Source organism: Sphingobacterium zeae, assembly GCF_030818895.1.
Lineage (GTDB): Bacteria > Bacteroidota > Bacteroidia > Sphingobacteriales > Sphingobacteriaceae > Sphingobacterium > Sphingobacterium zeae.
In genome coordinates this window covers 5289399-5310089 of the sequence record NZ_JAUTBA010000001.1, presented here as the reverse complement: position 1 = coordinate 5310089, position 20691 = coordinate 5289399, and the positions used below count along the sequence as shown (strand labels likewise).

The 20691-nt window shown below is 39.2% G+C and carries 35 protein-coding genes; 34 read left to right on the top strand and 1 reads right to left on the bottom strand.

Going from position 1 to position 20691, the window contains the following annotated elements; translation table 11 throughout:
* Nucleotides 1–17 precede the first annotated feature (17 nt).
* The 4 genes from QE382_RS22410 (at nucleotide 18) to QE382_RS22395 (ending at nucleotide 3397) form a co-directional block, all read left to right on the top strand.
* A complete protein-coding gene (locus QE382_RS22410) occupies nucleotides 18–1292 on the top strand; it encodes a glycoside hydrolase family 88 protein (protein WP_307187827.1) in 1275 nt (424 codons plus the stop codon).
* Nucleotides 1293–1546: 254 nt separating this feature from the next.
* Complete coding sequence (locus QE382_RS22405) at nucleotides 1547–1930, top strand: hypothetical protein (RefSeq protein WP_307187826.1); 384 nt, start codon at nucleotides 1547–1549, stop codon at nucleotides 1928–1930.
* 95 nt (nucleotides 1931–2025) lie between these two features.
* Nucleotides 2026–2166, top strand: a complete 141-nt coding sequence (locus QE382_RS22400) for a hypothetical protein (protein WP_307187825.1) — start codon at nucleotides 2026–2028, stop codon at nucleotides 2164–2166.
* 220 nt (nucleotides 2167–2386) lie between these two features.
* Nucleotides 2387–3397 carry a helix-turn-helix transcriptional regulator gene (locus QE382_RS22395; protein ID WP_307187824.1) on the top strand — a complete coding sequence of 337 codons (1011 nt, stop codon included), beginning with the start codon at nucleotides 2387–2389 and terminating at the stop codon, nucleotides 3395–3397.
* Nucleotides 3398–3445: 48 nt separating this feature from the next.
* Here the strand turns inward: QE382_RS22395 and QE382_RS22390 are convergent, their stop codons facing one another.
* Nucleotides 3446–3916 (bottom strand): DinB family protein, encoded by a 471-nt coding sequence (locus tag QE382_RS22390; protein ID WP_293887610.1) that lies wholly within the window; start codon nucleotides 3914–3916, stop codon nucleotides 3446–3448.
* A 322-nt stretch (nucleotides 3917–4238) separates the two neighbouring features.
* On the opposite strand from QE382_RS22390, the gene rplC reads away from it, so the two are divergent.
* The 30 genes from rplC (at nucleotide 4239) to QE382_RS22240 (ending at nucleotide 20584) form a co-directional block, all read left to right on the top strand.
* A complete protein-coding gene (rplC, locus tag QE382_RS22385) occupies nucleotides 4239–4856 on the top strand; it encodes a 50S ribosomal protein L3 (protein WP_046674864.1) in 618 nt (205 codons plus the stop codon).
* Between the two features lie 5 nt (nucleotides 4857–4861).
* On the top strand, nucleotides 4862–5491 hold the full coding sequence (rplD, locus tag QE382_RS22380) for a 50S ribosomal protein L4 (RefSeq protein ID WP_209577699.1): 630 nt from the start codon (nucleotides 4862–4864) through the stop codon (nucleotides 5489–5491).
* A 1-nt stretch (nucleotide 5492) separates the two neighbouring features.
* Nucleotides 5493–5783, top strand: a complete 291-nt coding sequence (rplW, locus tag QE382_RS22375; protein ID WP_046674866.1) for a 50S ribosomal protein L23 — start codon at nucleotides 5493–5495, stop codon at nucleotides 5781–5783.
* A 6-nt stretch (nucleotides 5784–5789) separates the two neighbouring features.
* Nucleotides 5790–6617 (top strand): 50S ribosomal protein L2, encoded by an 828-nt coding sequence (gene rplB, locus QE382_RS22370; RefSeq protein WP_293905562.1) that lies wholly within the window; start codon nucleotides 5790–5792, stop codon nucleotides 6615–6617.
* The gene (gene rpsS / locus QE382_RS22365) at nucleotides 6617–6883 is read left to right on the top strand and encodes a 30S ribosomal protein S19 (protein ID WP_002997495.1); all 267 of its coding nucleotides are present in this window, start codon (nucleotides 6617–6619) and stop codon (nucleotides 6881–6883) included. The genes rplB and rpsS overlap by 1 nt, the downstream gene beginning before the upstream one ends.
* A 6-nt stretch (nucleotides 6884–6889) precedes the next feature.
* Entirely contained in the window at nucleotides 6890–7324 is a 435-nt protein-coding gene (rplV, locus tag QE382_RS22360; RefSeq protein WP_077438121.1) for a 50S ribosomal protein L22, read from the top strand.
* A gap of 11 nt (nucleotides 7325–7335) precedes the next feature.
* On the top strand, nucleotides 7336–8130 hold the full coding sequence (gene rpsC / locus QE382_RS22355; RefSeq protein ID WP_046674869.1) for a 30S ribosomal protein S3: 795 nt from the start codon (nucleotides 7336–7338) through the stop codon (nucleotides 8128–8130).
* 61 nt (nucleotides 8131–8191) lie between these two features.
* Nucleotides 8192–8614: a 50S ribosomal protein L16 gene (gene rplP, locus QE382_RS22350; protein WP_046674870.1), complete on the top strand. Its 423-nt coding sequence runs from the start codon at nucleotides 8192–8194 to the stop codon at nucleotides 8612–8614.
* A gap of 91 nt (nucleotides 8615–8705) precedes the next feature.
* Nucleotides 8706–8924, top strand: a complete 219-nt coding sequence (rpmC, locus tag QE382_RS22345; RefSeq protein WP_153844935.1) for a 50S ribosomal protein L29 — start codon at nucleotides 8706–8708, stop codon at nucleotides 8922–8924.
* Between the two features lie 13 nt (nucleotides 8925–8937).
* Entirely contained in the window at nucleotides 8938–9192 is a 255-nt protein-coding gene (rpsQ, locus tag QE382_RS22340) for a 30S ribosomal protein S17 (RefSeq protein ID WP_046674872.1), read from the top strand.
* A gap of 1 nt (nucleotide 9193) precedes the next feature.
* A complete protein-coding gene (gene rplN, locus QE382_RS22335) occupies nucleotides 9194–9562 on the top strand; it encodes a 50S ribosomal protein L14 (protein ID WP_046674873.1) in 369 nt (122 codons plus the stop codon).
* 2 nt (nucleotides 9563–9564) lie between these two features.
* Entirely contained in the window at nucleotides 9565–9909 is a 345-nt protein-coding gene (gene rplX, locus QE382_RS22330) for a 50S ribosomal protein L24 (RefSeq protein ID WP_070570406.1), read from the top strand.
* A complete protein-coding gene (gene rplE / locus QE382_RS22325; RefSeq protein WP_046674875.1) occupies nucleotides 9909–10478 on the top strand; it encodes a 50S ribosomal protein L5 in 570 nt (189 codons plus the stop codon). Before rplX ends, rplE begins: the two co-directional genes overlap by 1 nt.
* On the top strand, nucleotides 10471–10740 hold the full coding sequence (gene rpsN / locus QE382_RS22320) for a 30S ribosomal protein S14 (RefSeq protein ID WP_209577701.1): 270 nt from the start codon (nucleotides 10471–10473) through the stop codon (nucleotides 10738–10740). Before rplE ends, rpsN begins: the two co-directional genes overlap by 8 nt.
* Nucleotides 10741–10879: 139 nt before the next feature.
* On the top strand, nucleotides 10880–11278 hold the full coding sequence (rpsH, locus tag QE382_RS22315) for a 30S ribosomal protein S8 (protein WP_046674876.1): 399 nt from the start codon (nucleotides 10880–10882) through the stop codon (nucleotides 11276–11278).
* A 21-nt stretch (nucleotides 11279–11299) separates the two neighbouring features.
* Complete coding sequence (rplF, locus tag QE382_RS22310; RefSeq protein ID WP_070570404.1) at nucleotides 11300–11854, top strand: 50S ribosomal protein L6; 555 nt, start codon at nucleotides 11300–11302, stop codon at nucleotides 11852–11854.
* A gap of 5 nt (nucleotides 11855–11859) precedes the next feature.
* On the top strand, nucleotides 11860–12213 hold the full coding sequence (rplR, locus tag QE382_RS22305) for a 50S ribosomal protein L18 (RefSeq protein ID WP_209577704.1): 354 nt from the start codon (nucleotides 11860–11862) through the stop codon (nucleotides 12211–12213).
* Nucleotides 12214–12224: 11 nt separating this feature from the next.
* Nucleotides 12225–12743: a 30S ribosomal protein S5 gene (gene rpsE, locus QE382_RS22300; RefSeq protein WP_209577706.1), complete on the top strand. Its 519-nt coding sequence runs from the start codon at nucleotides 12225–12227 to the stop codon at nucleotides 12741–12743.
* 5 nt (nucleotides 12744–12748) lie between these two features.
* The gene (gene rpmD / locus QE382_RS22295) at nucleotides 12749–12928 is read left to right on the top strand and encodes a 50S ribosomal protein L30 (protein WP_046674880.1); all 180 of its coding nucleotides are present in this window, start codon (nucleotides 12749–12751) and stop codon (nucleotides 12926–12928) included.
* A 119-nt stretch (nucleotides 12929–13047) separates the two neighbouring features.
* Nucleotides 13048–13494, top strand: a complete 447-nt coding sequence (gene rplO / locus QE382_RS22290; RefSeq protein ID WP_293952979.1) for a 50S ribosomal protein L15 — start codon at nucleotides 13048–13050, stop codon at nucleotides 13492–13494.
* A gap of 3 nt (nucleotides 13495–13497) precedes the next feature.
* A complete protein-coding gene (secY, locus tag QE382_RS22285; protein WP_046674882.1) occupies nucleotides 13498–14835 on the top strand; it encodes a preprotein translocase subunit SecY in 1338 nt (445 codons plus the stop codon).
* A 9-nt stretch (nucleotides 14836–14844) separates the two neighbouring features.
* Entirely contained in the window at nucleotides 14845–15627 is a 783-nt protein-coding gene (map, locus tag QE382_RS22280; RefSeq protein WP_209577710.1) for a type I methionyl aminopeptidase, read from the top strand.
* A gap of 74 nt (nucleotides 15628–15701) precedes the next feature.
* Nucleotides 15702–15920, top strand: a complete 219-nt coding sequence (gene infA / locus QE382_RS22275) for a translation initiation factor IF-1 (protein ID WP_002997456.1) — start codon at nucleotides 15702–15704, stop codon at nucleotides 15918–15920.
* Between the two features lie 45 nt (nucleotides 15921–15965).
* Nucleotides 15966–16082 (top strand): type B 50S ribosomal protein L36, encoded by a 117-nt coding sequence (gene ykgO, locus QE382_RS22270; RefSeq protein ID WP_013665024.1) that lies wholly within the window; start codon nucleotides 15966–15968, stop codon nucleotides 16080–16082.
* 30 nt (nucleotides 16083–16112) lie between these two features.
* Nucleotides 16113–16490, top strand: coding sequence for a 30S ribosomal protein S13 (gene rpsM, locus QE382_RS22265; RefSeq protein WP_209577713.1), 378 nt, complete (start codon nucleotides 16113–16115; stop codon nucleotides 16488–16490).
* A gap of 10 nt (nucleotides 16491–16500) precedes the next feature.
* Complete coding sequence (gene rpsK / locus QE382_RS22260) at nucleotides 16501–16890, top strand: 30S ribosomal protein S11 (RefSeq protein ID WP_046674885.1); 390 nt, start codon at nucleotides 16501–16503, stop codon at nucleotides 16888–16890.
* Between the two features lie 60 nt (nucleotides 16891–16950).
* Nucleotides 16951–17559, top strand: a complete 609-nt coding sequence (gene rpsD / locus QE382_RS22255; protein ID WP_307187823.1) for a 30S ribosomal protein S4 — start codon at nucleotides 16951–16953, stop codon at nucleotides 17557–17559.
* 95 nt (nucleotides 17560–17654) lie between these two features.
* On the top strand, nucleotides 17655–18647 hold the full coding sequence (locus QE382_RS22250; protein WP_046674887.1) for a DNA-directed RNA polymerase subunit alpha: 993 nt from the start codon (nucleotides 17655–17657) through the stop codon (nucleotides 18645–18647).
* Between the two features lie 130 nt (nucleotides 18648–18777).
* Entirely contained in the window at nucleotides 18778–19281 is a 504-nt protein-coding gene (rplQ, locus tag QE382_RS22245; protein WP_307187822.1) for a 50S ribosomal protein L17, read from the top strand.
* A gap of 157 nt (nucleotides 19282–19438) precedes the next feature.
* Nucleotides 19439–20584 (top strand): aspartate aminotransferase family protein, encoded by a 1146-nt coding sequence (locus QE382_RS22240; protein ID WP_307187821.1) that lies wholly within the window; start codon nucleotides 19439–19441, stop codon nucleotides 20582–20584.
* Nucleotides 20585–20691 lie beyond the last annotated feature (107 nt).

Here is a 20691-nt window from a genome sequence, read left to right as displayed (position 1 = left end):
ATTAAGGACTGGATGAAATGAAGATACAACACTATATTACGGGAGCTTTGATAATTGGGCTAGGAATGCAGGGAATTTCCTGTTCCAGTCAGCGGAACCTGGGGAAAGCAAAATTGGGGCTCGACAAAGAATTTGTCCGCTCCAATTTAGAAGATGCACACAAACAAATCGCCTACCTCGCAGCATCGATCGGTGAATCGGATATGCCTACAACCTATAAAGAGGGCAACTATGTAAATTGGGGTTCGAGCTGGTGGTGTTCTGGCTTTTATCCCGGTACAGTGCTTTATCTATATGAATATACAAAGGATGAGAAACTTTTGACGGAAGCCAAAAGTAAATTGAAGCAACTGGAAAAAGAAAAATATAACAAAGGAACACATGATTTGGGCTTCATGTTGTATTGTAGCTTTGGGAACGCATTGCGCTTGACCGGTGATTCGGCGTCCTATAAAGAAATTTTAAGTACTGGAGCAGCGTCGTTGGCAACACGTTTCCATGAAACAACGAAAACGATTCGTTCATGGGACGGTGGAAAAAACTGGGATGGCCAGCCTTGGACCTATCCGGTGATCATCGACAATATGATGAATCTGGAATTTCTGACGGAAGTTTCCAAGATGACAGGTGATCAGCGTTATCGTGATATTGCAGTGCAGCATGCCAATACAACGATGGTCAGCCATTACCGAAAGGATTATAGTTCCTACCATGTCGTAGACTACAATCCAAAAGATGGAAGTATTATTTCGAGAAAGACTGCGCAAGGAGCTTTTGATGAGTCTGCATGGGCCAGAGGGCAATCCTGGGGGCTTTATGGTTATACGATGATGTACCGGGAGACTGGCGACAAGAAATATTTGGAGCAAGCGCGGCATATTGCACAGTTTTACCTGAATCATCCCAATCTTCCAAAAGATCTCATACCTTATTGGGATATGGATCAGAACAAGCTTACTCCGGATAGTAAATATTATAGTCAGAAAGAGCTTCGTGATGTATCGACCGCTTCGGTGACCGCTTCGGCTTTGTTGGAACTGGCACAATACACAACAGGTAGTGAAAGCCAGCTGTATATCTCAAAGGCTGAACAAATGCTGCGGTCGCTTTCTGCTAAACCTTATAAAGCAGATTTCAAAGAATCTGGAGGGTATATTTTAAAACATAGTGTCGGTTCTATCCCGCATAAAACAGAAGTTGATGTTCCGTTAACCTATGCGGATTACTATTATGTAGAGGCATTGGTGCGATATGACCGATTGCTCCGTGGAGAGAAGGTTATCAAACCCTGACGAGAGGATTCTTGAGTTTTCAACAAAGTTATTAATATTCTGTGGAAAAAGTGAAATACTTGTCCCGTGCAGCCATCCGTTCCGCACAAATAAATACCTATTTAATACCAATTTCTATATTGACAAGGGATTTATAAGGGGTTAACAGAGGTATTATCCCTGTTGCAGGTAAGTTTGCTGGCGCCAATAAAGTAATTCTAGAGTTTGGTTATCAATCACTCGCGACAACAGGAAGTCGTGTAGGAGCTTTCCAATTGGCGCAGCGCCACATCTTTAAAGAAACTCTTGAATTAGGTGAAGATAATAAGCCTTTTGTGAATCCTGAAAAACTTCTCCTGTTTTCAGGTCCGCTTACCCCATTAGCTAACTGTCAAGTAAGTTTGGATGGTGATCGGATTGATCTTAGCTGGACTGTAGGAGATGAATATAGAAGTAGTAGATATAAAATCAATGTGGGATTGATAGACATAGAGGGCGAGTCGCGGTTGGAAATATCTATTGCCAATGTAAATCAGGGTTCCTGCTCATTTGAAGTTGAGGGGATAAGCAAGAAAGCGTTCGATTGCCATGTTTATGTAGGTGTATGGGATACACTCAAAGACGACTTTTCGAATTCCATTTATTGTGGGGTTATATAGTTGTTTTCGACGGAATCCATAAGGTGGATTAGAAAAGTGTTATGCTTAAAGATAAGTTTAATGGCAAGGCTTTATGATGTAAAGCTTTGCCATTTTTGAAATTATTCAACGATAACACTTATGCCAGCCATGCTGGCCTTGTATTTGATTTTTTCGATCAACCCGTAGTAGCTCCAATTGCGCAGCAGGAACTCATCCCCTTTAGCAACTTCTTCTTTATTGGATTGGTTAACTAAAAGTAGGGTGCCTGCTTCAGATTTAATACAGATGTCAATGAGACGGCGACTATATAGATGAAGGTCAGAGATATCGATTCCACGGCTGGGTTGGTTGTTAATTTAAGCGAATTTGTGCGAGATTTGAGTGATGGATTGAAAAAGTATTAAGCACTCTATACCTGTAAAACATATCTTTATATTCGCTAAAGAAAATAGAATAACTCGTACCTTTATCCCAATGACGGATATCCAGAAAAGATTTGATCGTATACTCGCTATTTATATGCATCTACAGGCCAAACCTGTTGTGACAGCGGGAGCTTTGGCAGAACGCTATGAAGTGAGCCAGCGTACGATTTACCGTGATATCCGCTCTTTGATGCAGGCTGGAGTTCCAATCTATGGCGAAGCCGGAAGCGGATACTCTTTAGTGGAGGGGTATAAAATGCCACCCTTGCAATTTACAAAAGAAGAAGCATTAAGTTTTGTCGCAGCGGAGAAACTGGTTGAAAAATATACGGATCGGAATCTTGCCAATCATTTTGCCACAGCATTGCTTAAAATGAAGGCGATACTGAGAGGCAACGAAAAAGAGCAAGTCGCCCTAGTCGGAGATAAATTTCTTGTCCGGGGTGGGCGACATCAGTTCAACGAAAAACTAACGCATGGCACCAACATATTGATCGAAAGTATCGCTGCAAAAAAGTGCGTAGAAATTTATTACACCAAGCCTTCGGATAAAAGTCCTGAAAGAAGAGAAATTGAAGCTGTCGGTATCTTTGTGGAAAGCAAATTCTGGTATATCCTTGCATTCTGTAAACTACGAAAGGATTATAGACAATTTCGGTTGGACCGTATAAATAATATCCGAATGCTTACAGATGATTTTGGGAAAGAACATCCTGAGCTATCTTTCTTTCTCAACAAACGACATGAAGATCCGACAACTAAAGTCGTGGTACGGGTGGATAAAGAAATGGCAAGGTATATGGAATGGGACCGTCATTATTTCGGCTTCCAGCAGGAAGTGATTGCTGACGATTATGTTGAAATGCATTTCGAATGTGTAAATATGGAAAGTGGGTTTGCGCGTTGGTATTTGATGTTTGCTGACAAAGGAAATATTATCGAGCCCGAGTCGTTGAAAGGAGTGGTAAAACGATTGCTGTCATCAGCATTAGAACAGCTTAGTCAAGAAAAGGTGCAGGCAGGCTTCAGCTGTATTGAAGAGGGCAAGAATACTTGCTAGTTCTTTCTGTTGAGTCCACGCAAGTATTCTTGTCGGGTTTGCCCGAAATTATCCCCTTTCCCAAAAAAACGGTGGTTGAATGCCAAGCATGCGTAGGTAGACAAATCCCTGCCCGCGGTGATGGATTTCATTATCTATAAAATAAAGAATGCTGTGGACGACTGGCGATTTGTATTGTCCAAACAAGTTAAATTCTTCAGCAAAGCGTTCCTCCGGTATCTTGTTAAATAGATCGATGAGTATTGGAGTAGCCTCGTCCCAGGCTTGTAAAAGCTGCGCTTTGGTTGAATAGCTTAGATTTTCGTTTAGCTCACCACTTTTATTATCTACGATCTCCTGTAGGCCGGGGACGGCAAGTGCCAATAATTCTTTCAGCATATCCGCAAAAGTTCGCATGCCTTCTACTTTATAATGGAACAATTCTTCTTCGGGAAATTTTTCAATAGTTTGGCGGGTCAGTTTTCTATGGCCCAACCAGTGTTCAAGTAATTCTTGTTTCGAAATGATCGCTGTACTCATTTTTTCGTATTTAAAATTTAAAAATTTACATCGCCTCTTGCGTTGTAATATGCCACAAATTTAGGTGGTCCAATGACAACTGTATGGCAGTATAAATTTTCAAACTCATTTTTTTTATTTCTCTTTCTTCGAACATCGTGCTTCTCGCTGGTAGGAGAAGGGGTAAGGACGTTTCGTGTTATAGGATAAAATAAAAAAAATAATTCATTAATTATTTGACAGTTATAAAAATGTTTGTAACTTTGCAATCCCTTAAAGGGGAAAGTATGTCTTGAGCGAAGCCCTACTGCTTCGAAGGACTTTTAATTAATTAATTTACAACATGTCAGGTATTATTGGAAAAAAAGTAGGAATGACGAGCCTGTTTAACGCTGATGGGAAAAATATTCCTTGTACAGTGATTCAGGCCGGGCCGTGCGTGGTTACGCAGATACGTACGGAAGAAAAGGATGGCTACTCGGCAATTCAACTTGGTTTCGACGAGGCTAAGGAGAAAAACACGACAGCTCCTTTGAAAGGGCACTTTGCGAAAGCAAATACAACGCCTAAGCGTAAGTTGGTAGAGTTTAAAACTTTCCCAGATGCAAAACAACTTGGTGACGTAGTTGACGTTACTCTTTTTGAAGAAGGTGAGTACGTAGATGTAGTCGGTACTTCAAAAGGTAAAGGTTTCCAAGGTGTCATGAAACGTCATGGATTTGGTGGTGTAGGTGGTGCGACTCACGGTCAGCACAACAGATTACGTGCTCCAGGTTCATTAGGTGCTTCATCATGGCCTTCACGCGTATTCAAAGGTATGCGCATGGCAGGTCGTACAGGTGGTGACAGAGTTAAAGTTCAAAACTTACAGGTGTTGAAAGTTTACGCTGAGCAAAACCTTATCGTTGTTAGTGGTTCCATTCCAGGAGCTAAAGGTTCTTATGTAATCGTAGACAAATAGTAGAGATGGAAGTTAAAGTTTTAAATTTATCAGGTAAAGAAACAGGTGCCAAGGTGCAACTTCCTGAGTCGGTATTTGGGTTAGAGCCTAACGATCATGCGATCTATTTGGATGTGAAACAATACTTAGCGAACCAACGCCAAGGAACTCACAAATCTAAACAACGTAACGAAATCGCGGGTTCTACTCGTAAATTACACAAACAAAAAGGTACTGGTGGTGCTCGTGCGGGTTCTATCAAATCTCCATTGTTTAATGGTGGTGGTCGTGTATTCGGTCCTCAACCTCGTGACTACTCGTTCAAATTGAATAAAAAATTGAAACAAGTAGCACGTAAATCAGCGTTGTCTTACAAAGCAAAAGATAATAACATTGTGGTATTGGACGAAGTGAAATTCGATGCTATCAAAACTAAAAACTATGTTGCTTTAATCGATGCGTTGAACGTAGCTGATGAGAAAACATTGTTGGTATTGCCAGCTTACGATGAAATTGTTTATAAATCAAGCAGAAACTTGAAAAAAGCAAAAGTTATTGTTGCATCTGATTTAAATACATATGATGTATTGAACGCAACAAAATTATTGTTGACTACAGATTCTGTTAAATCTTTGGAGGAAGCATTAGCTAAGTAATATGGAAATTATTAAAAAACCTATCTTGACTGAGAAAGCTTCTTTGTTAACGGAAAAATTAAACCGTTACGCTTTCAAAGTAGATCACAGAGCAAACAAAATCCAGATCAAAGCAGCTGTAGAGGCTATGTTTGGTGTTACAGTTCTTGCTGTAAACACTGCAGTAGTAGCTGGTAAAGCAAAAAGCCGTTACACAAAAGCAGGTTTCGTATCTGGTAGAGCTCCTAAGTATAAAAAGGCTGTCATTACGATTAAAGACGGCGAAACTATTGACTTTTACAGTACTATATAATAAAAAATGGCAGTTAAAAGATTCAAACCGGTAACCCCTGGTACTCGTTTTAGAGTAGGCGCAGACTACTCTGATGTTACTACAAACGTTCCTGAAAAATCGTTAGTAGTTAAAATCAACAAGAAATCAGGCGGTCGTAATAACTCCGGTAAAATGACTATGCGTTATCTCGGTGGGGGACATAAAAAAGTATACCGATTAATTGATTTCAAACGCGATAAAAAAGATATCCCTGCAAAAGTAGCTACTATCGAGTACGACCCAAATCGTACGGCTCGTATTGCCTTATTGCATTACGCTGATGGTGAAAAACGTTACATCCTTGCTCCAGCTGGTTTAGAAGTTGGTCAAACTGTAATTGCAGGTGATAAAGTTGCCCCAGAAGTTGGTAATACATTACCATTAGCAAACATTCCATTGGGTTCTATCATCCACAACATTGAATTAAATCCTGGTCAAGGTGGTTCAATTGCTCGTTCGGCTGGTACTTATGCTCAATTGTCTGCTCGTGATGGTAAATATGCCATCATCAAATTGCCTTCGAGCGAAACACGCATGATCTTATTGACTTGTGTTGCTACAATTGGTTCAGTATCGAACCATGAAAGATCTAACCAAGTGTTAGGTAAAGCAGGTCGCAAACGTTGGTTAGGTCGTCGTCCAAGAGTTCGTGGTGTTGCGATGAACCCAGTAGATCACCCGATGGGTGGTGGTGAAGGCCGTACTTCAGGAGGTCACCCACGCTCACGTACAGGTGTATTAGCTAAAGGCTTCAAAACACGTTACAAGAAGAAAACATCGAATCGTTACATCATTGAGAGAAGGAAAAAATAATGGCTCGTTCAATTAAAAAAGGTCCTTATATCGATCACAACTTAGAAAGAAAAGTTCTTTCTATGAATGAAACTAACAAAAAGTCAGTTATCAAAACATGGTCTCGTAGATCAATGATTTCACCTGATTTTGTTGGCCATACCTTCGCAGTGCACAACGGGAATAAATTTATCCCTGTTTATGTAACAGAGAATATGGTAGGTCACAAGCTTGGTGAATTCGCGCCTACGCGTACATTCAGAGGCCACGCAGAAAAGAAAAAATAATAGGTAATGGAAGCAACAAAAAAACTTAAAAAGTCTGTCTTAATTAGACAACGTAAAGAGCAAGAGAAAGCTCAACAAGGAGGAGCTTCGGATGCCAAATTATTGAACTGCCCGACTTCGCCTCGTAAGATGCGCTTAGTGGTAGATCTAATTCGTGGTCAACGTGTTGAAAATGCATTATACATTTTAAAACACTCAAGTAAAGAAGCTGCTGCTCGTGTAGAAAAATTATTATTATCTGCAATCAAAAACTGGGAAGCCAAAAACGAAGGTAAATCAGTGGAAGAAAGCGAACTAATTGTAAAAGAAGTATCAGTAGGTGGTGGTCGTCAATTGAAAAGATTACGTCCGGCTCCTCAAGGTCGCGGATACAGAGTTCGTAAACGTTCAAATCACGTTACGTTGGTAGTTGATAGCAAATTAAACGTTGAACAAAACTAATTTATTGAGAAATGGGACAAAAAGCAAATCCAATAGGTAGCAGATTAGGAATCATCAAAGGTTGGGATTCTAACTGGTTCGGAGGTAAAAACTATTCCGATAAATTAGTTGAAGACGAAAAAATCAGAAAATATCTTTCTGTTCGTATCGCAAAAGGTGGTGTAGCTAAAGTTGTTATCGAAAGAACGTTAAAACGTATCACTGTTACAATTCACACTGCTCGTCCAGGTATCGTTATCGGAAAAGGTGGTCAAGAAGTTGACAAGATCAAAGAAGAGTTGAAGAAACTGACTAAAAAGGATGTTCAAATCAACATTTTCGAGATCAAACGCCCTGAGTTAGATGCTAAGTTAGTAGCAGAAGGTGTCGCTAAACAATTAGAGGCACGTATTTCATTCCGTCGTGCAATGAAAACTTCAATCGCTTCTACCATGCGTATGGGTGCAGAAGGTATCAAAATCATGTGTTCTGGTCGTTTAGGTGGTGCTGAAATGGCGCGTACTGAACAATACAAAGAAGGAAGAACTCCTTTACACACATTGCGTGCTGATATCGACTACGCTTTAGCTGAAGCATTGACTACATACGGTAAAATTGGTATCAAAGTTTGGATCTGTAAAGGTGAGGTTTACGGTAAACGTGACTTATCTCCAAACATTGGTCAAGCATCTGGTGTAAAATCACGTGGCAACCACGAAGGTGGTGGCGAACGTCGTGACAACCGTAATAACAAAGGTGGTCGCGGTGGAAATAACCGTGGTGGAAACAACCGTGGTGGAAGCAACCGTGGTCCGAAAAAAGATTAATAGTTTTATTTAGATTACAACAAAAACCTGCTGAAGAAGCAGATTTAAAAAGTATACGAACATGTTACAGCCAAAAAGAACGAAGTTCAGAAAGATGCAGAAAGGCCGCATGAAAGGTAACGCTTCTCGTGGAGCGGAGTTAGCTTTCGGTTCTTTCGGTATCAAAACAATGGAGCAAGCATGGATCACTAGTCGTCAAATCGAGGCAGCTCGTATTGCGGTTACACGTTATATGAAACGTGAAGGTCAAGTTTGGATTCGTATTTTCCCTGACAAACCGGTTACGAAAAAACCTGCAGAGGTACGTATGGGTAAAGGTAAGGGTGCTCCAGAATACTGGGTAGCAGTAGTACGCCCAGGCCGTATGTTATTTGAAGCAGAAGGTGTGCCTTTGGAAATTGCCAAAGAAGCTTTACGCCTTGCCGCTCAAAAACTTCCGGTTCAAACTAAGTTTGTGATTCGTAGAGACTACGTTGAAGCATAAAATCTTGGTAATGTCATCATTTAAGCGTTAGGGCCGTTACCCCTAACGCTATATATAAACCGATGATAACCCAAATAACAACTGAAAAAACATGAAAAATTCAGAAATTTTAGAATTATCTAATGAGGACTTAAAAGCTCGTCTTGTAGAAGAGAAAACAGCCCTTACAAAATTGAAATTTGCACATGCTGTTTCAGCTATTGAGAACCCTAACGTGATCAAAGCAGCACGCAGAACTATCGCTCGTATCAGTACAGAGATCAGTGCACGCAAAGCTGCAGCTAAAAATGAAACAGCCTCTGAGGCATAAATTTAAAGTCGAAATGGAAAGAAATTTAAGAAAAACAAGAATCGGCTTAGTAGTTAGCAACAAGATGGACAAATCTATCGTGGTATCAGTAGAGCGTAAAGTGAAACACCCGATCTATGGTAAGTTCGTTAAAAAAACTACTAAATTTAAAGCTCATGACGAAACTAATACCTGCGGTATCGGCGATACGGTATTAATTATGGAAACTCGTCCGCTGAGTAAAACAAAAAACTGGAGATTAGTTGAAATTATAGAAAGAGCTAAATAACATGGTACAACAAGAATCAAGACTTAATGTAGCTGACAATAGCGGTGCTAAACAAGTTTTAGTAATCCGTGTATTGGGCGGTACGCGCAAGCGTTATGCATCAATCGGAGATAAGATTGTTGTATCGGTGAAAAGCGCTATGCCTTCAGGAAACGTGAAAAAAGGTTCCGTTTCTAAAGCAGTAGTCGTTAGAACGAAAAAGGAAATCCGTCGTAAAGATGGTTCATATATCCGTTTCGATGACAACGCCGCTGTATTATTAAATAATAATGATGAACCACGTGGTACACGTATCTTTGGCCCTGTGGCTAGAGAGTTGCGTGAGAAACAGTTCATGAAAATTGTATCATTAGCACCGGAGGTTTTATAATTATGGCACAGAAAACAAAAACAACTACGCACAAAATCAAAATTAAAAAAGGTGATTTAGTGAAAGTTATCGCTGGTAACTCTAAAGGTGTTCAAGGAAAAGTATTAACTGTTTTAGTGGATAAAAATAGAGCTATCGTTGAGGGCGCTAACATCGTAAAAAAACACACTAAACCAAGTGCAGCTAATCCTAATGGTGGTATCATTGAGAAGGAAGCTGGTATTCACATCTCTAATTTAGCTGTTATCGATCCTAAAACAGGTGCAACTACACGTGTAGGTCGTAAGTTAAACGCAGATGGTAAATTAGTTCGTTACGCTAAAAAATCAGGGGAGGAAATTAAATAATGACTTACGTACCAAGATTAAAAGTGAAATATGCGGAGGAAATCCGTAAAGCACTTCAAGAAAAATTTCAGTATAAAAGTATTATGCAAGTTCCTAAACTTGAGAAAATCGTTGTTTCACAAGGCGTAGGAGCTGCAACAGCTGACAAAAAATTAATCGATAATGCTATCGCTGAGTTGACTTTAATTACAGGTCAACAAGCTGTCGCTACAAAATCGAAAAAAGATATTTCAAACTTTAAATTACGTAAAGGTATGCCTGTAGGGGCACGTGTTACTTTGCGTGACAACAATATGTTTGAGTTCTTGGATCGTTTGGTAGCCGTATCGCTTCCACGTATTCGTGACTTCCGCGGTATCAACGATAAAGGCTTTGACGGACGTGGTAACTACAACTTAGGTATCACTGAACAGATCATTTTTCCTGAGATCAACATTGACAAAATCAACAAGATCCAAGGTATGGATATCACTTTCGTGACTTCTGCTCAAAATGATGTTGAAGCTTTAGAATTGTTGAAACAATTCGGTTTACCATTTAAAAATCAAAATACTAATAACAATGGCTAAAGAAGGATTAAAAGCACGCGAAGTAAAACGCGCTAAATTGGTAGCTAAATATGCAGCAAAACGTGCAGAATTAAAAGCTGCTGGCGATTACGCTGCATTAGATAAATTACCTAAAAATGCTTCTCCAGTACGTTTACACAATCGTTGTAAATTGACTGGCCGTCCTAAAGGATATATGCGTCAATTCGGTATCTCTCGTGTAACATTCCGTGAGATGGCTTTGGATGGCAAAATCCCAGGGGTGAAAAAAGCTTCTTGGTAATTAAAAAAAAATACTTAATTTTGCCCGGGCAATTCCATTTAGGATTGCCGGGTTTTTTGCATTTTAAAATCGTTTAACAGATAGAAGGTCCCATACCAACGGTTGGGAGGGAAACCGCTGTCACAAATTTTCATATATAATGACTACAGATCCAATTGCGGATTACCTTACACGAGTAAGGAATGCCATCAAGGCCAACCACAGGGTTGTTGAAATTCCTGCATCGAACCTAAAAAAAGAAATCACAAAAGTTCTTTTTGATAAAGGTTACATTGCTAATTACAAATTCGATGAGAATGGCGTACAGGGTACGATCAAAATCGCATTGAAATATAACCCAATTAGCAAAATTCCGGCTATTCGTACGTTGACACGTGTGAGTAAACCTGGTTTAAGAAAGTATGCAAGCGTTGATACTATGCCCCGTGTTTTGAATGGTTTAGGTATTGCTATCTTGTCAACATCTAAAGGTGTAATGACAGATAAAGAAGCTAGACTTCAAAATGTTGGTGGTGAAGTTTTATGTTACGTTTATTAATCTAGGTAAAAGCACAAAGAAATGTCAAGAATTGGAAAAGCGCCTATCGCTATCCCTGCTGGGGTAACTGTTACTATTTCGGACAAAAACTTAGTTTCAGTAAAAGGTCCTAAAGGCGAATTAACACAACAAGTTGACCGTGACATCACGATTGCTCAAGAAGAAGGCAATATCGTTGTAACACGTCCAACTGATCAAAAGAAACACAAAGCATTACACGGTCTATACCGTTCCCTGTTGGCTAACATGGTTCACGGTGTGACTGAAGGTTACAAAACTACGCAAGAGTTAGTCGGTGTAGGTTACCGTGCTTCAAGTACTGGTAATGTATTAGAATTAACTTTAGGTTTCTCTCACCAGATTGTTTTTGTATTGCCAAAAGAGGTTAAAGTATCAACTACTGCTGATAAAGGTAAAAACCCTACAATCACTTTAGAGTGTGCCGATAAACAATTGATCGGACAAGTAGCGGCTAAAATCCGTGGCTTCCGTAAACCAGAGCCTTACAAAGGAAAAGGTGTGAAGTTTGCAGGTGAAGTATTGAGAAGAAAAGCAGGTAAATCAGCTAAAAAATAATAATCATGGCAGGACAAAAAGCATCTCGTAGAGAGAGAATCAAAAAAGGAATCAGAAAAAACCTTGCTGGAACGTCTGAACGTCCACGTTTATCGGTTTTTAGAAGTAACAAAGGTATCTATGCGCAAATCATCGATGACAATGCAGGTAAAACATTAGTTGCTGCATCTAGCTTATCAAAAGAATTTGCTGCATCAGGTAACAAAGTGGAACAGTCTAAAGCTGTCGGTAAATTGGTTGCTGAAAAAGCAGTAGCAGCAGGTATTAATAAAGTAGTTTTTGACCGTAATGGGTACTTATACCATGGCCGTATCAAATCTTTGGCTGAAGGTGCTCGCGAAGGCGGTTTAGACTTTTAATCATAGAAAAAATGGCATTAAGCAATATAAAAAGAGTAAAATCAAGCGAAATTGAATTAAAAGATCGCTTAGTAAGTATCCAACGTGTAGCAAAAGTTACTAAAGGTGGTCGTACTTTCAGCTTCTCTGCAATTGTTGTAGTAGGTGATGAAAACGGTATTGTTGGTTATGGTTTAGGTAAAGCTAAAGAAGTAACTGAAGCAATCACTAAAGGTATCGATGACGCAAAGAAAAACTTGGTAAAAGTTCCTATTATCAAAGGTACTGTTCCTCACGCACAATATGGTAAATATTCTGGTGGTTCAGTTTTGATTAAACCAGCAGTAGGTGGTACAGGAGTTTTGGCTGGTGGTGCAATGCGCGCAGTATTGGAGTCTGCTGGTATCAAAGATGTATTGGCTAAATCATTAGGTTCTTCTAACCCACACAACGTGGTAAAAGCAACTGTAGCAGCTTTATCAGATATGCGTGATGCATATACAGTAGCACAACACCGCGGTGTCGATTTGAACAAAGTATTTAACGGTTAATTATCATGGCAAAAATCAAAATCACCCAGATAAAGAGCGTTATCGACAGAAGCGAGCGCCAAAAGAAAACTATTGAGGCATTGGGTTTGAAAAGAATCAACCACTCAGTAGAAGTTGAAGCTACTCCATCAATTATTGGAATGGTACGTAAAGTAAACCATTTAGTAGCTATCGAAACTATTTAATATTAGCATATGGAAGAGGTCTTTGGACTTCTTCCATTACTTGTTATTAATAATCATTATTTTTTAATCGCTAGTACCTGTTTAGTGAGAGCGAAGGGCTAGCACAATTTAGTTTAAAAATGAACTTAAGTAATTTAAAACCTGCAAAAGGTGCAGTAAAAAGTAGCAAACGTATTGGCCGTGGTACTGGTTCTGGTCGTGGTGGTACTTCAACACGTGGTCACAAAGGTGCTGGTTCTCGTTCAGGTCACTCTACGAAAATCGGTTTCGAAGGTGGTCAAATGCCTTTGCAACGTCGTGTGCCTAAATTTGGTTTCAAAAACATCAACCGCGTAGAGTATAATGGGGTAAACTTGGATACTTTGCAAACGTTGATCGAAAAATACAATTTAACAGCTGTAGATTTCGATACGTTGAAAACTCATGGTTTAGTGTCTAAAAATGACAAAGTTAAAATCTTGGGTCGCGGTGAGTTGAAAGCTAAAGTTGAAGTAACAGCGCACGCGTTTACTGCTTCTGCTCAGAAAGCTATTGAAGCTGCAGGCGGTTCTATCGTTAAAATTTAATAAATGAAGAAACTAATCACAACCTTAACCAATATTTGGAAAATCGATGATTTACGTACGCGTATTCTAAATACCTTACTTTTTCTTTTGATTTACCGTATTGGATGTCACGTGGTATTACCAGGTGTAAATCCTCATGCGCTGGCTTCTGGTCAGAAAGAGGGTTTATTAGGCTTACTGGATATGTTTGCGGGTGGGTCATTCTCCCGTTCAGCTATCTTTGCTTTAGGGGTAATGCCATATATTTCGGCATCCATTGTTGTTCAATTGTTGGGCATCGCGGTTCCTTACTTCCAAAAGATGCAGAAAGAAGGGGAAAGTGGTCGTCAAAAAATGAACCAAATTACTCGCTATTTAACTTTAGGGATTACTTTGCTTCAAGCTTTTGCCTATGTGCGTACTCAGATCGAGCCAAGTGCTAAGACAATTGCAGATCCATTGTTCACTATTCTGACTGCCATAGTTTTGACAGGCGGTACTTTATTTGTGATGTGGTTAGGGGAAAAAATTACAGATAAAGGTATCGGTAATGGTATTTCTTTGATCATCATGACTGGTATTATCGCTCAATTGCCAAGTGGTATCACTGCGGAATGGGTTTCGAGAATGGCGAAAGGTGGTGGTGGTCCAATTCCATTGTTGCTTGAATTTGTGGCATTGTTCTTCGTTGTGATCTTTACGATCTTAATCGTACAAGGAGTTCGTAAGATTCCTGTGCAATATGCGAAGAAAATTGTTGGAAACAAGCAAGTCGGTGGGGTACGTCAGTATATTCCTTTAAAGGTAAATGCTGCAGGTGTAATGCCTATCATTTTTGCGCAGGCGATTATGTTTGTGCCGATGAGTTTGGGGCAGTTCTTCCCAAATCTTCAGTCAGAGTTTTTGACTTCGTTGAGTAACTATACTTCTGTAGCGTATAACGTAACATTTGCGGTGTTAATTATCGCCTTTACGTTTTTCTATACAGCAATCATGGTGAATCCTCAACAGATGTCGGACGACATGAAGAAGAATGGAGGTTTTGTTCCGGGTATTAAACCGGGATTAGAGACGAGTAATTTTATAGACCGCGTAATATCAAATATTACATTTCCTGGCGCGATTTTCTTAGCGATCATTGCTATTCTTCCTGCTATTGCAAGTTTGTTTGGTATTAATAATCAATTTGCGCACTTCTATGGAGGTACGTCTTTATTGATTTTAGTAGGTGTGGTGTTGGATACTTTGCAACAGATTGAATCTCATTTGTTGATGCGTCATTACGATGGATTAATGAAAACAGGTCGTATTAAAGGCCGTTCGGCTGCGTCTGTTGAGGGAATGGATCATTCGGCAATTTAATTTCTTTAGATGTCTAAAGTATTTTATAAGTCAGCAGAAGATATAGAGCAATTGCGAAAGTCAGCAGATGTTCTTTCGCAATTGCTTGGTGAAATCGCAAAAGTGATTAAGCCAGGGGTAAAGACTATATCTCTTGATAAATTAGCTTATGAGTATATTCATGATAACGGAGGGACGCCAGCGTTCTTAAATTATCAGGGATTTCCATATTCTTTGTGTATATCTGTCAACGATCAAATTGTACACGGTTTTCCCAGCGATTACGAAATTAAAGATGGAGATCTTGTTTCAGTTGATGGCGGTGTTAATTTGAACGGTTTTATCAGTGATTCTGCTTATACCTTTGGTGTAGGTGAAATATCTGAGGAAGCACAACTGTTGTTGGATGTAACAAAGGAATCATTGTACAAAGGGGTTGAGCAGGCGGTTGCTGGTAAGCGTGTCGGAGATATTTCTTCGGCTGTCCAGGAATATGTGAGCAAATTCGGATTCGGAATTGTGCGGGAACTGGTCGGGCATGGTGTAGGTTACCATTTACACGAAAAACCTGAGGTTCCTAATTATGGAAAACGAGGTGCTGGCCCAAAACTGGAAGAAGGTTTGGTCATTTGTATCGAACCGATGATCAACGCAGGGCGTGCTGGTGTTCGTTTTTGGGACGATGGTTGGACAGTAAGTACAGTGGATGGAAAATTATCAGCGCACTTTGAACAGATGGTTGCAATCCGTAAGGGAGAACCGGATGTGTTGCTGACATTCGAACATGTTGAGAAAGTTTTGGGTAAAAAGTAATTGGTTTTCAATTATTTTTATTTATCTTTGCACTCCTGTTCGCAGGCTTTTAAATTAAATTTAATCGAGAATATATGGCTAAACAAGCCTCAATAGAACAAGACGGTATAATTAGAGAGGCACTTTCTAATGCTATGTTTAGGGTAGAGTTGGAAAATGGACATGAAATCATTGCCCATATTTCTGGTAAAATGCGCATGCACTATATCAAAATTTTACCTGGTGATAAAGTTAAATTGGAAATGTCTCCGTATGATTTGACTAAAGGAAGGATTACTTATCGCTATAAATAGCCGTAAGCCCTTGTATTAGTGCAAGCTTTTGAAAAAATAAATATCATGAAAGTAAGAGCATCAATAAAAAAACGTAGCGCGGACTGTAAGATCATCCGTCGTAAAGGTAAAGTTTTTGTAATCAACAAAAAGAATCCTAAGTTTAAACAACGTCAGGGTTAATTCATTAAAAAAATAATAGCTTAATATTATATGGCAAGGATAGCAGGTATTGATTTACCTAAAAACAAAAGAGGTGTGATCGGCCTTACCTATATTTTTGGTATCGGTCGTACAAGAGCTGAATATATCTTGGAAAAGGCTGGTATCAGCGAAGATGTGAAGGTACAAGAATGGAATGATGACCAATTGGCAGCAATTCGTACTATCATTAACGACGAATTGAAAGTTGAGGGAGCATTGCGTTCCGAAGTTCAATTAAACATCAAACGTTTAATGGATATCGGTTGTTACCGCGGATTGCGTCACCGTAAACATTTACCAGTTCGTGGTCAACGTACTAAAAACAACTCACGTACTCGTAAAGGTAAACGTAAGACAGTTGCAAACAAGAAAAAAGCTACTAAATAATAAATAAGAAATGGCTAAAACTAAAAAAGCTGCAAAAAAGCGTATCGTTGTTATCGAACCTGTAGGTCAGGCTCACATTAACGCAACGTTTAACAATATCATTGTAACTTTGACGAATAATCAAGGTCAAACTATTTCTTGGTCTAGTGCTGGTAAAATGGGTTTCCGTGGTTCTAAAAAGAACACGCCATATGCTGCTGGTCAAGCTGCACAAGACTGTGGAAAAGTTGCACACGACTTGGGTCTACGTAAAGTTGAAGTGTTTGTAAAAGGTCCTGGTGCTGGTCGTGAATCTGCTATCAGAACATTACAAACTGTGGGAATTGATGTGACTACTATTAAAGATATCACTCCGCTTCCTCACAACGGTTGTCGTCCTCCAAAACGTAGAAGAGTTTAATTAATTTAAAGATAAGATTCATTGGCTATAGGCTGATAGATACTTTAATTGTAAAAAAAAATGGCTAGATATACAGGACCTAAGTCCAAAATTGCCCGTAAATTTAGAGAGCCGATCTTCGGCCCGGATAAAGCGTTAGAAAAGAAAAATTACCCTCCTGGACAACATGGAGCTTCTAAACGCAGAGGTAAACAATCTGAATATGCTATTCAGTTGTTGGAAAAACAAAAAGCGAAATACACTTATGGTGTATTGGAGCGTCAGTTCGCTAATCTATTTGCTAAAGCTTCCTCTAAACAAGGTATTACAGGTGAGATCTTCTTGAAATTACTTGAAGCTCGCTTGGACAACGTAGTTTACCGTTTAGGTATTGCTACTTCCCGTGCCGCTGCTCGTCAGTTGGTATCTCATAAACACATTACTGTTAACGGTGAAGTTGTTAACATTCCATCATATAGCTTACGTCCTGGTGACGTTGTAGCAGTTCGTGAACGTTCTCAATCCCTTGAGGCCATTACAAATTCAGTTGCAGGTCGTACTGTAAATAAATTTTCTTGGTTAGAGTGGAATGCGAAGGAATTGACAGGTACTTTCTTAAGCTATCCAGAAAGAGCTGATATTCCTGAAAACATTAAAGAGAACTTAATCGTTGAGTTATACTCTAAATAATAAATAAAATAGAAGAATGCATAGTCCAATTTTGGGGTATGCATCTTCTATTGTATTACTATTATTATTACAAATAAAAAATTAAAAGAAAATAAATGGCAATTTTAGCATTTCAAAGACCGGATAAAGTTATCATGCAAAAATCTACGGATTTTGATGGTACGTTTGAATTTCGTCCATTGGAGCCTGGTTTTGGTGTAACCATTGGTAATGCTTTGCGCCGTATTCTATTGTCCTCTTTAGAAGGATATGCAATTACGTCGATAAGGTTTTCTGGCGTTTCGCACGAATTTTCAACGATAAAAGGTGTCGTTGAAGACGTAACTGAAATTATCTTGAACTTGAAACAAATCCGTTTCAAAAAAACAGGTGAGATTGGCGACAACGAAAAGGTATTTGTAGTAATCAATGGTCAAGAACAGTTCTTAGCTGGTGATATCACCAAATTCTCTAATAACTTTACGGTTTTAAACCCTGACATGGTAATCTGTAACATGGATAATTCAGTGACAATTGAATTGGAATTGAGTATTGCCAAAGGTCGTGGATACGTAAATGCTGATGAGAATAAAGTCGTTGATGCGCCAGTAGGTGTTATCGCAATCGATTCGATCTTTACTCCGATCAAGAATGTTAAATATACCATTGAGAATTACCGTGTAGAGCAAAAAACTGACTACGAGAAATTATTGTTGGATATCTCTACTGATGGCTCAATTCACCCTGAAGAGGCGCTGAAAGAGGCTGCTAAGATCTTAATTCAACATTTTATTTTATTCTCTGATGAGAATATGCTTCTTGAATCTCAAACAAAAGAAGAAACTAAAGTTGTTGATGAAGAAATCTTACACATGCGTAAGATCTTGAAAACAGAGTTAGTAGATCTTGATCTCTCTGTGCGTGCATTGAACTGCTTGAAAGCTGCTGATATTCGCACATTAGCTGAGTTGGTTACTTACGACGTAGCTGATATGTTGAAATTCAGAAACTTCGGTAAAAAATCGTTAAGTGAAATTCAAGAACTGGTGAAATCGAAAGGTTTGTCATTCGGAATGAACTTGGCAAAATACAAATTAGACGAAGAATAATAATTTAATAAGCGACCACTATATATAATTCCTCTTGTGCTAATGGCTGAATTTGATGGAATATTAACCATTGAATGTGTCGTAATTTAGGGAATGCAAGAACGGTATATATAGTTTAATAAAATCCAAAATGAGACACGGAAAAAAAGTAAATCACTTAGGCCGTACGGATAGCCATAGAAAAGCAATGTTGGCTAACATGGCGACGTCATTGATCAAACACAAACGTATTACAACGACTTTGGCTAAAGCAAAAGCGTTGCGTACGTATGTTGAGCCTTTGATTACTAAATCTAAAAATGATACGACTCACTCTCGTCGTACAGTATTCGCTTACTTGAAAGATAAAGATGCAGTTTCTATCTTATTCCGCGAAGTATCTGAAAAAGTGGCTAATCGTCCAGGTGGTTATACACGTATCATCAAAATGGAAAACCGTTTAGGTGATAATGCAGAAATGGCTTTCATCGAGTTAGTTGATTACAACGAAATCTACGGTAAAAAAGCTGCTGCTTCTGAGAAAAAAGCTACTCGCCGTCGTGGTGGTGCTAAGAAAGCTGCTGCTGCCGAGACTGAAGCTCCTGCAGAAGTTAAACCTGAGGTAGAAGGTGAAGAAAAAGTTGACGGAGAATAGTCTTCTTCTGATATAGCATAAAAAAGTCCTCTTTTTAAGGGGACTTTTTTTATTTTATAACCATTCCTACCGTTATAACTAATATATTTGTATTGCTAAAATCTGATAGCTTTTTCTATTACTAGCTATTTCGTTTATCAATCTATAATTCATTAAGATGAAACCATTTAATGTTTATCCCATTAATCCCATTAACATTGTAAAGGCTAATGGATCGACGGTGTGGGATGCCGAAGGAAATGCTTACTTGGACTTGTATGGTGGCCACGCAGTGATATCGATCGGACATACGCACCCACATTATGTACAACGTATCACAGAACAATTGAACCGTATTGGCTTCTATTCAAACTCTGTTGAAATTCCAATTCAGCGTGAACTTGCCCGATTACTAGGGGAAGTTTCCGGTAAGGTTGATTATGATCTATTCCTTTGTAATTCGGGGGCGGAAGCAAACGAAAATGCGCTTAAGCTAGCTTCTTTTTATAACAAACGGAAAAAGGTTATCGCGTTTTCAAAAGCTTTTCATGGCAGAACGTCACTTGCAGTGGCAGCTACAGACAATCCCAGTATCGTGGCGCCGGTTAATGAGACAGACAACGTTCTCTTTCTTCCTTTCAATGACGAAGAAGCTTTAAAGGCCGCCTTTGAATCATATGGCAATGAAATTTCGTCTGTAATTATTGAAAGTATTCAAGGCGTAGGAGGGATCAGAGAAGCCTCAGTCTCCTTCCTTCAAATGATCCGATCTCTTTGTAACGAATATAACGCTGTGTTTATTGCCGACGAAGTACAATGTGGGTATGGAAGAACTGGCTTGTTTTATGCGCAAGACTACTCCGGAGTCGATGCAGATATTTATACCATGGCAAAGGGTATGGGAAATGGTTTCCCTATTGGCGCAATTAGTATTTCACCGAAATTTGAGGCTATTTATGGCAGTTTAGGAACTACATTTGGAGGAAATCATATGGCCTGCGCAGCTGCATTGGCTGTATTGGAGGTTATCCAACAAGAGAAGCTTATGGAAAATGCTGCTCAGGTGGGACAATATCTTATTGATGAACTTAAACAGATTGAGGAGATTATCGAAGTAAGAGGTCGAGGATTAATGATCGGTATAGAATTGCCGGAATCTTTGGCTCATGTAAAGAAAGATCTCTTGTTAAAGAATCGTATATTTACTGGAGAAGCTAAGCCTTTTGTCATTCGCTTGCTGCCTGCTTTGAATATTACGAAGGAGCATGCTGATCAATTTTTAGTAGCATTGAAGAAGCAGATCAGTGCAGTAACGGTTGCATAAGACTGTCGCTGGGTTTAATCCATGATGGTATTAGCCTGAGCAGATTTTATTGTGTTGTATTAGTTTAAATATATACTGAGTGTGACGTGTCTAAATATTGTCCGTTG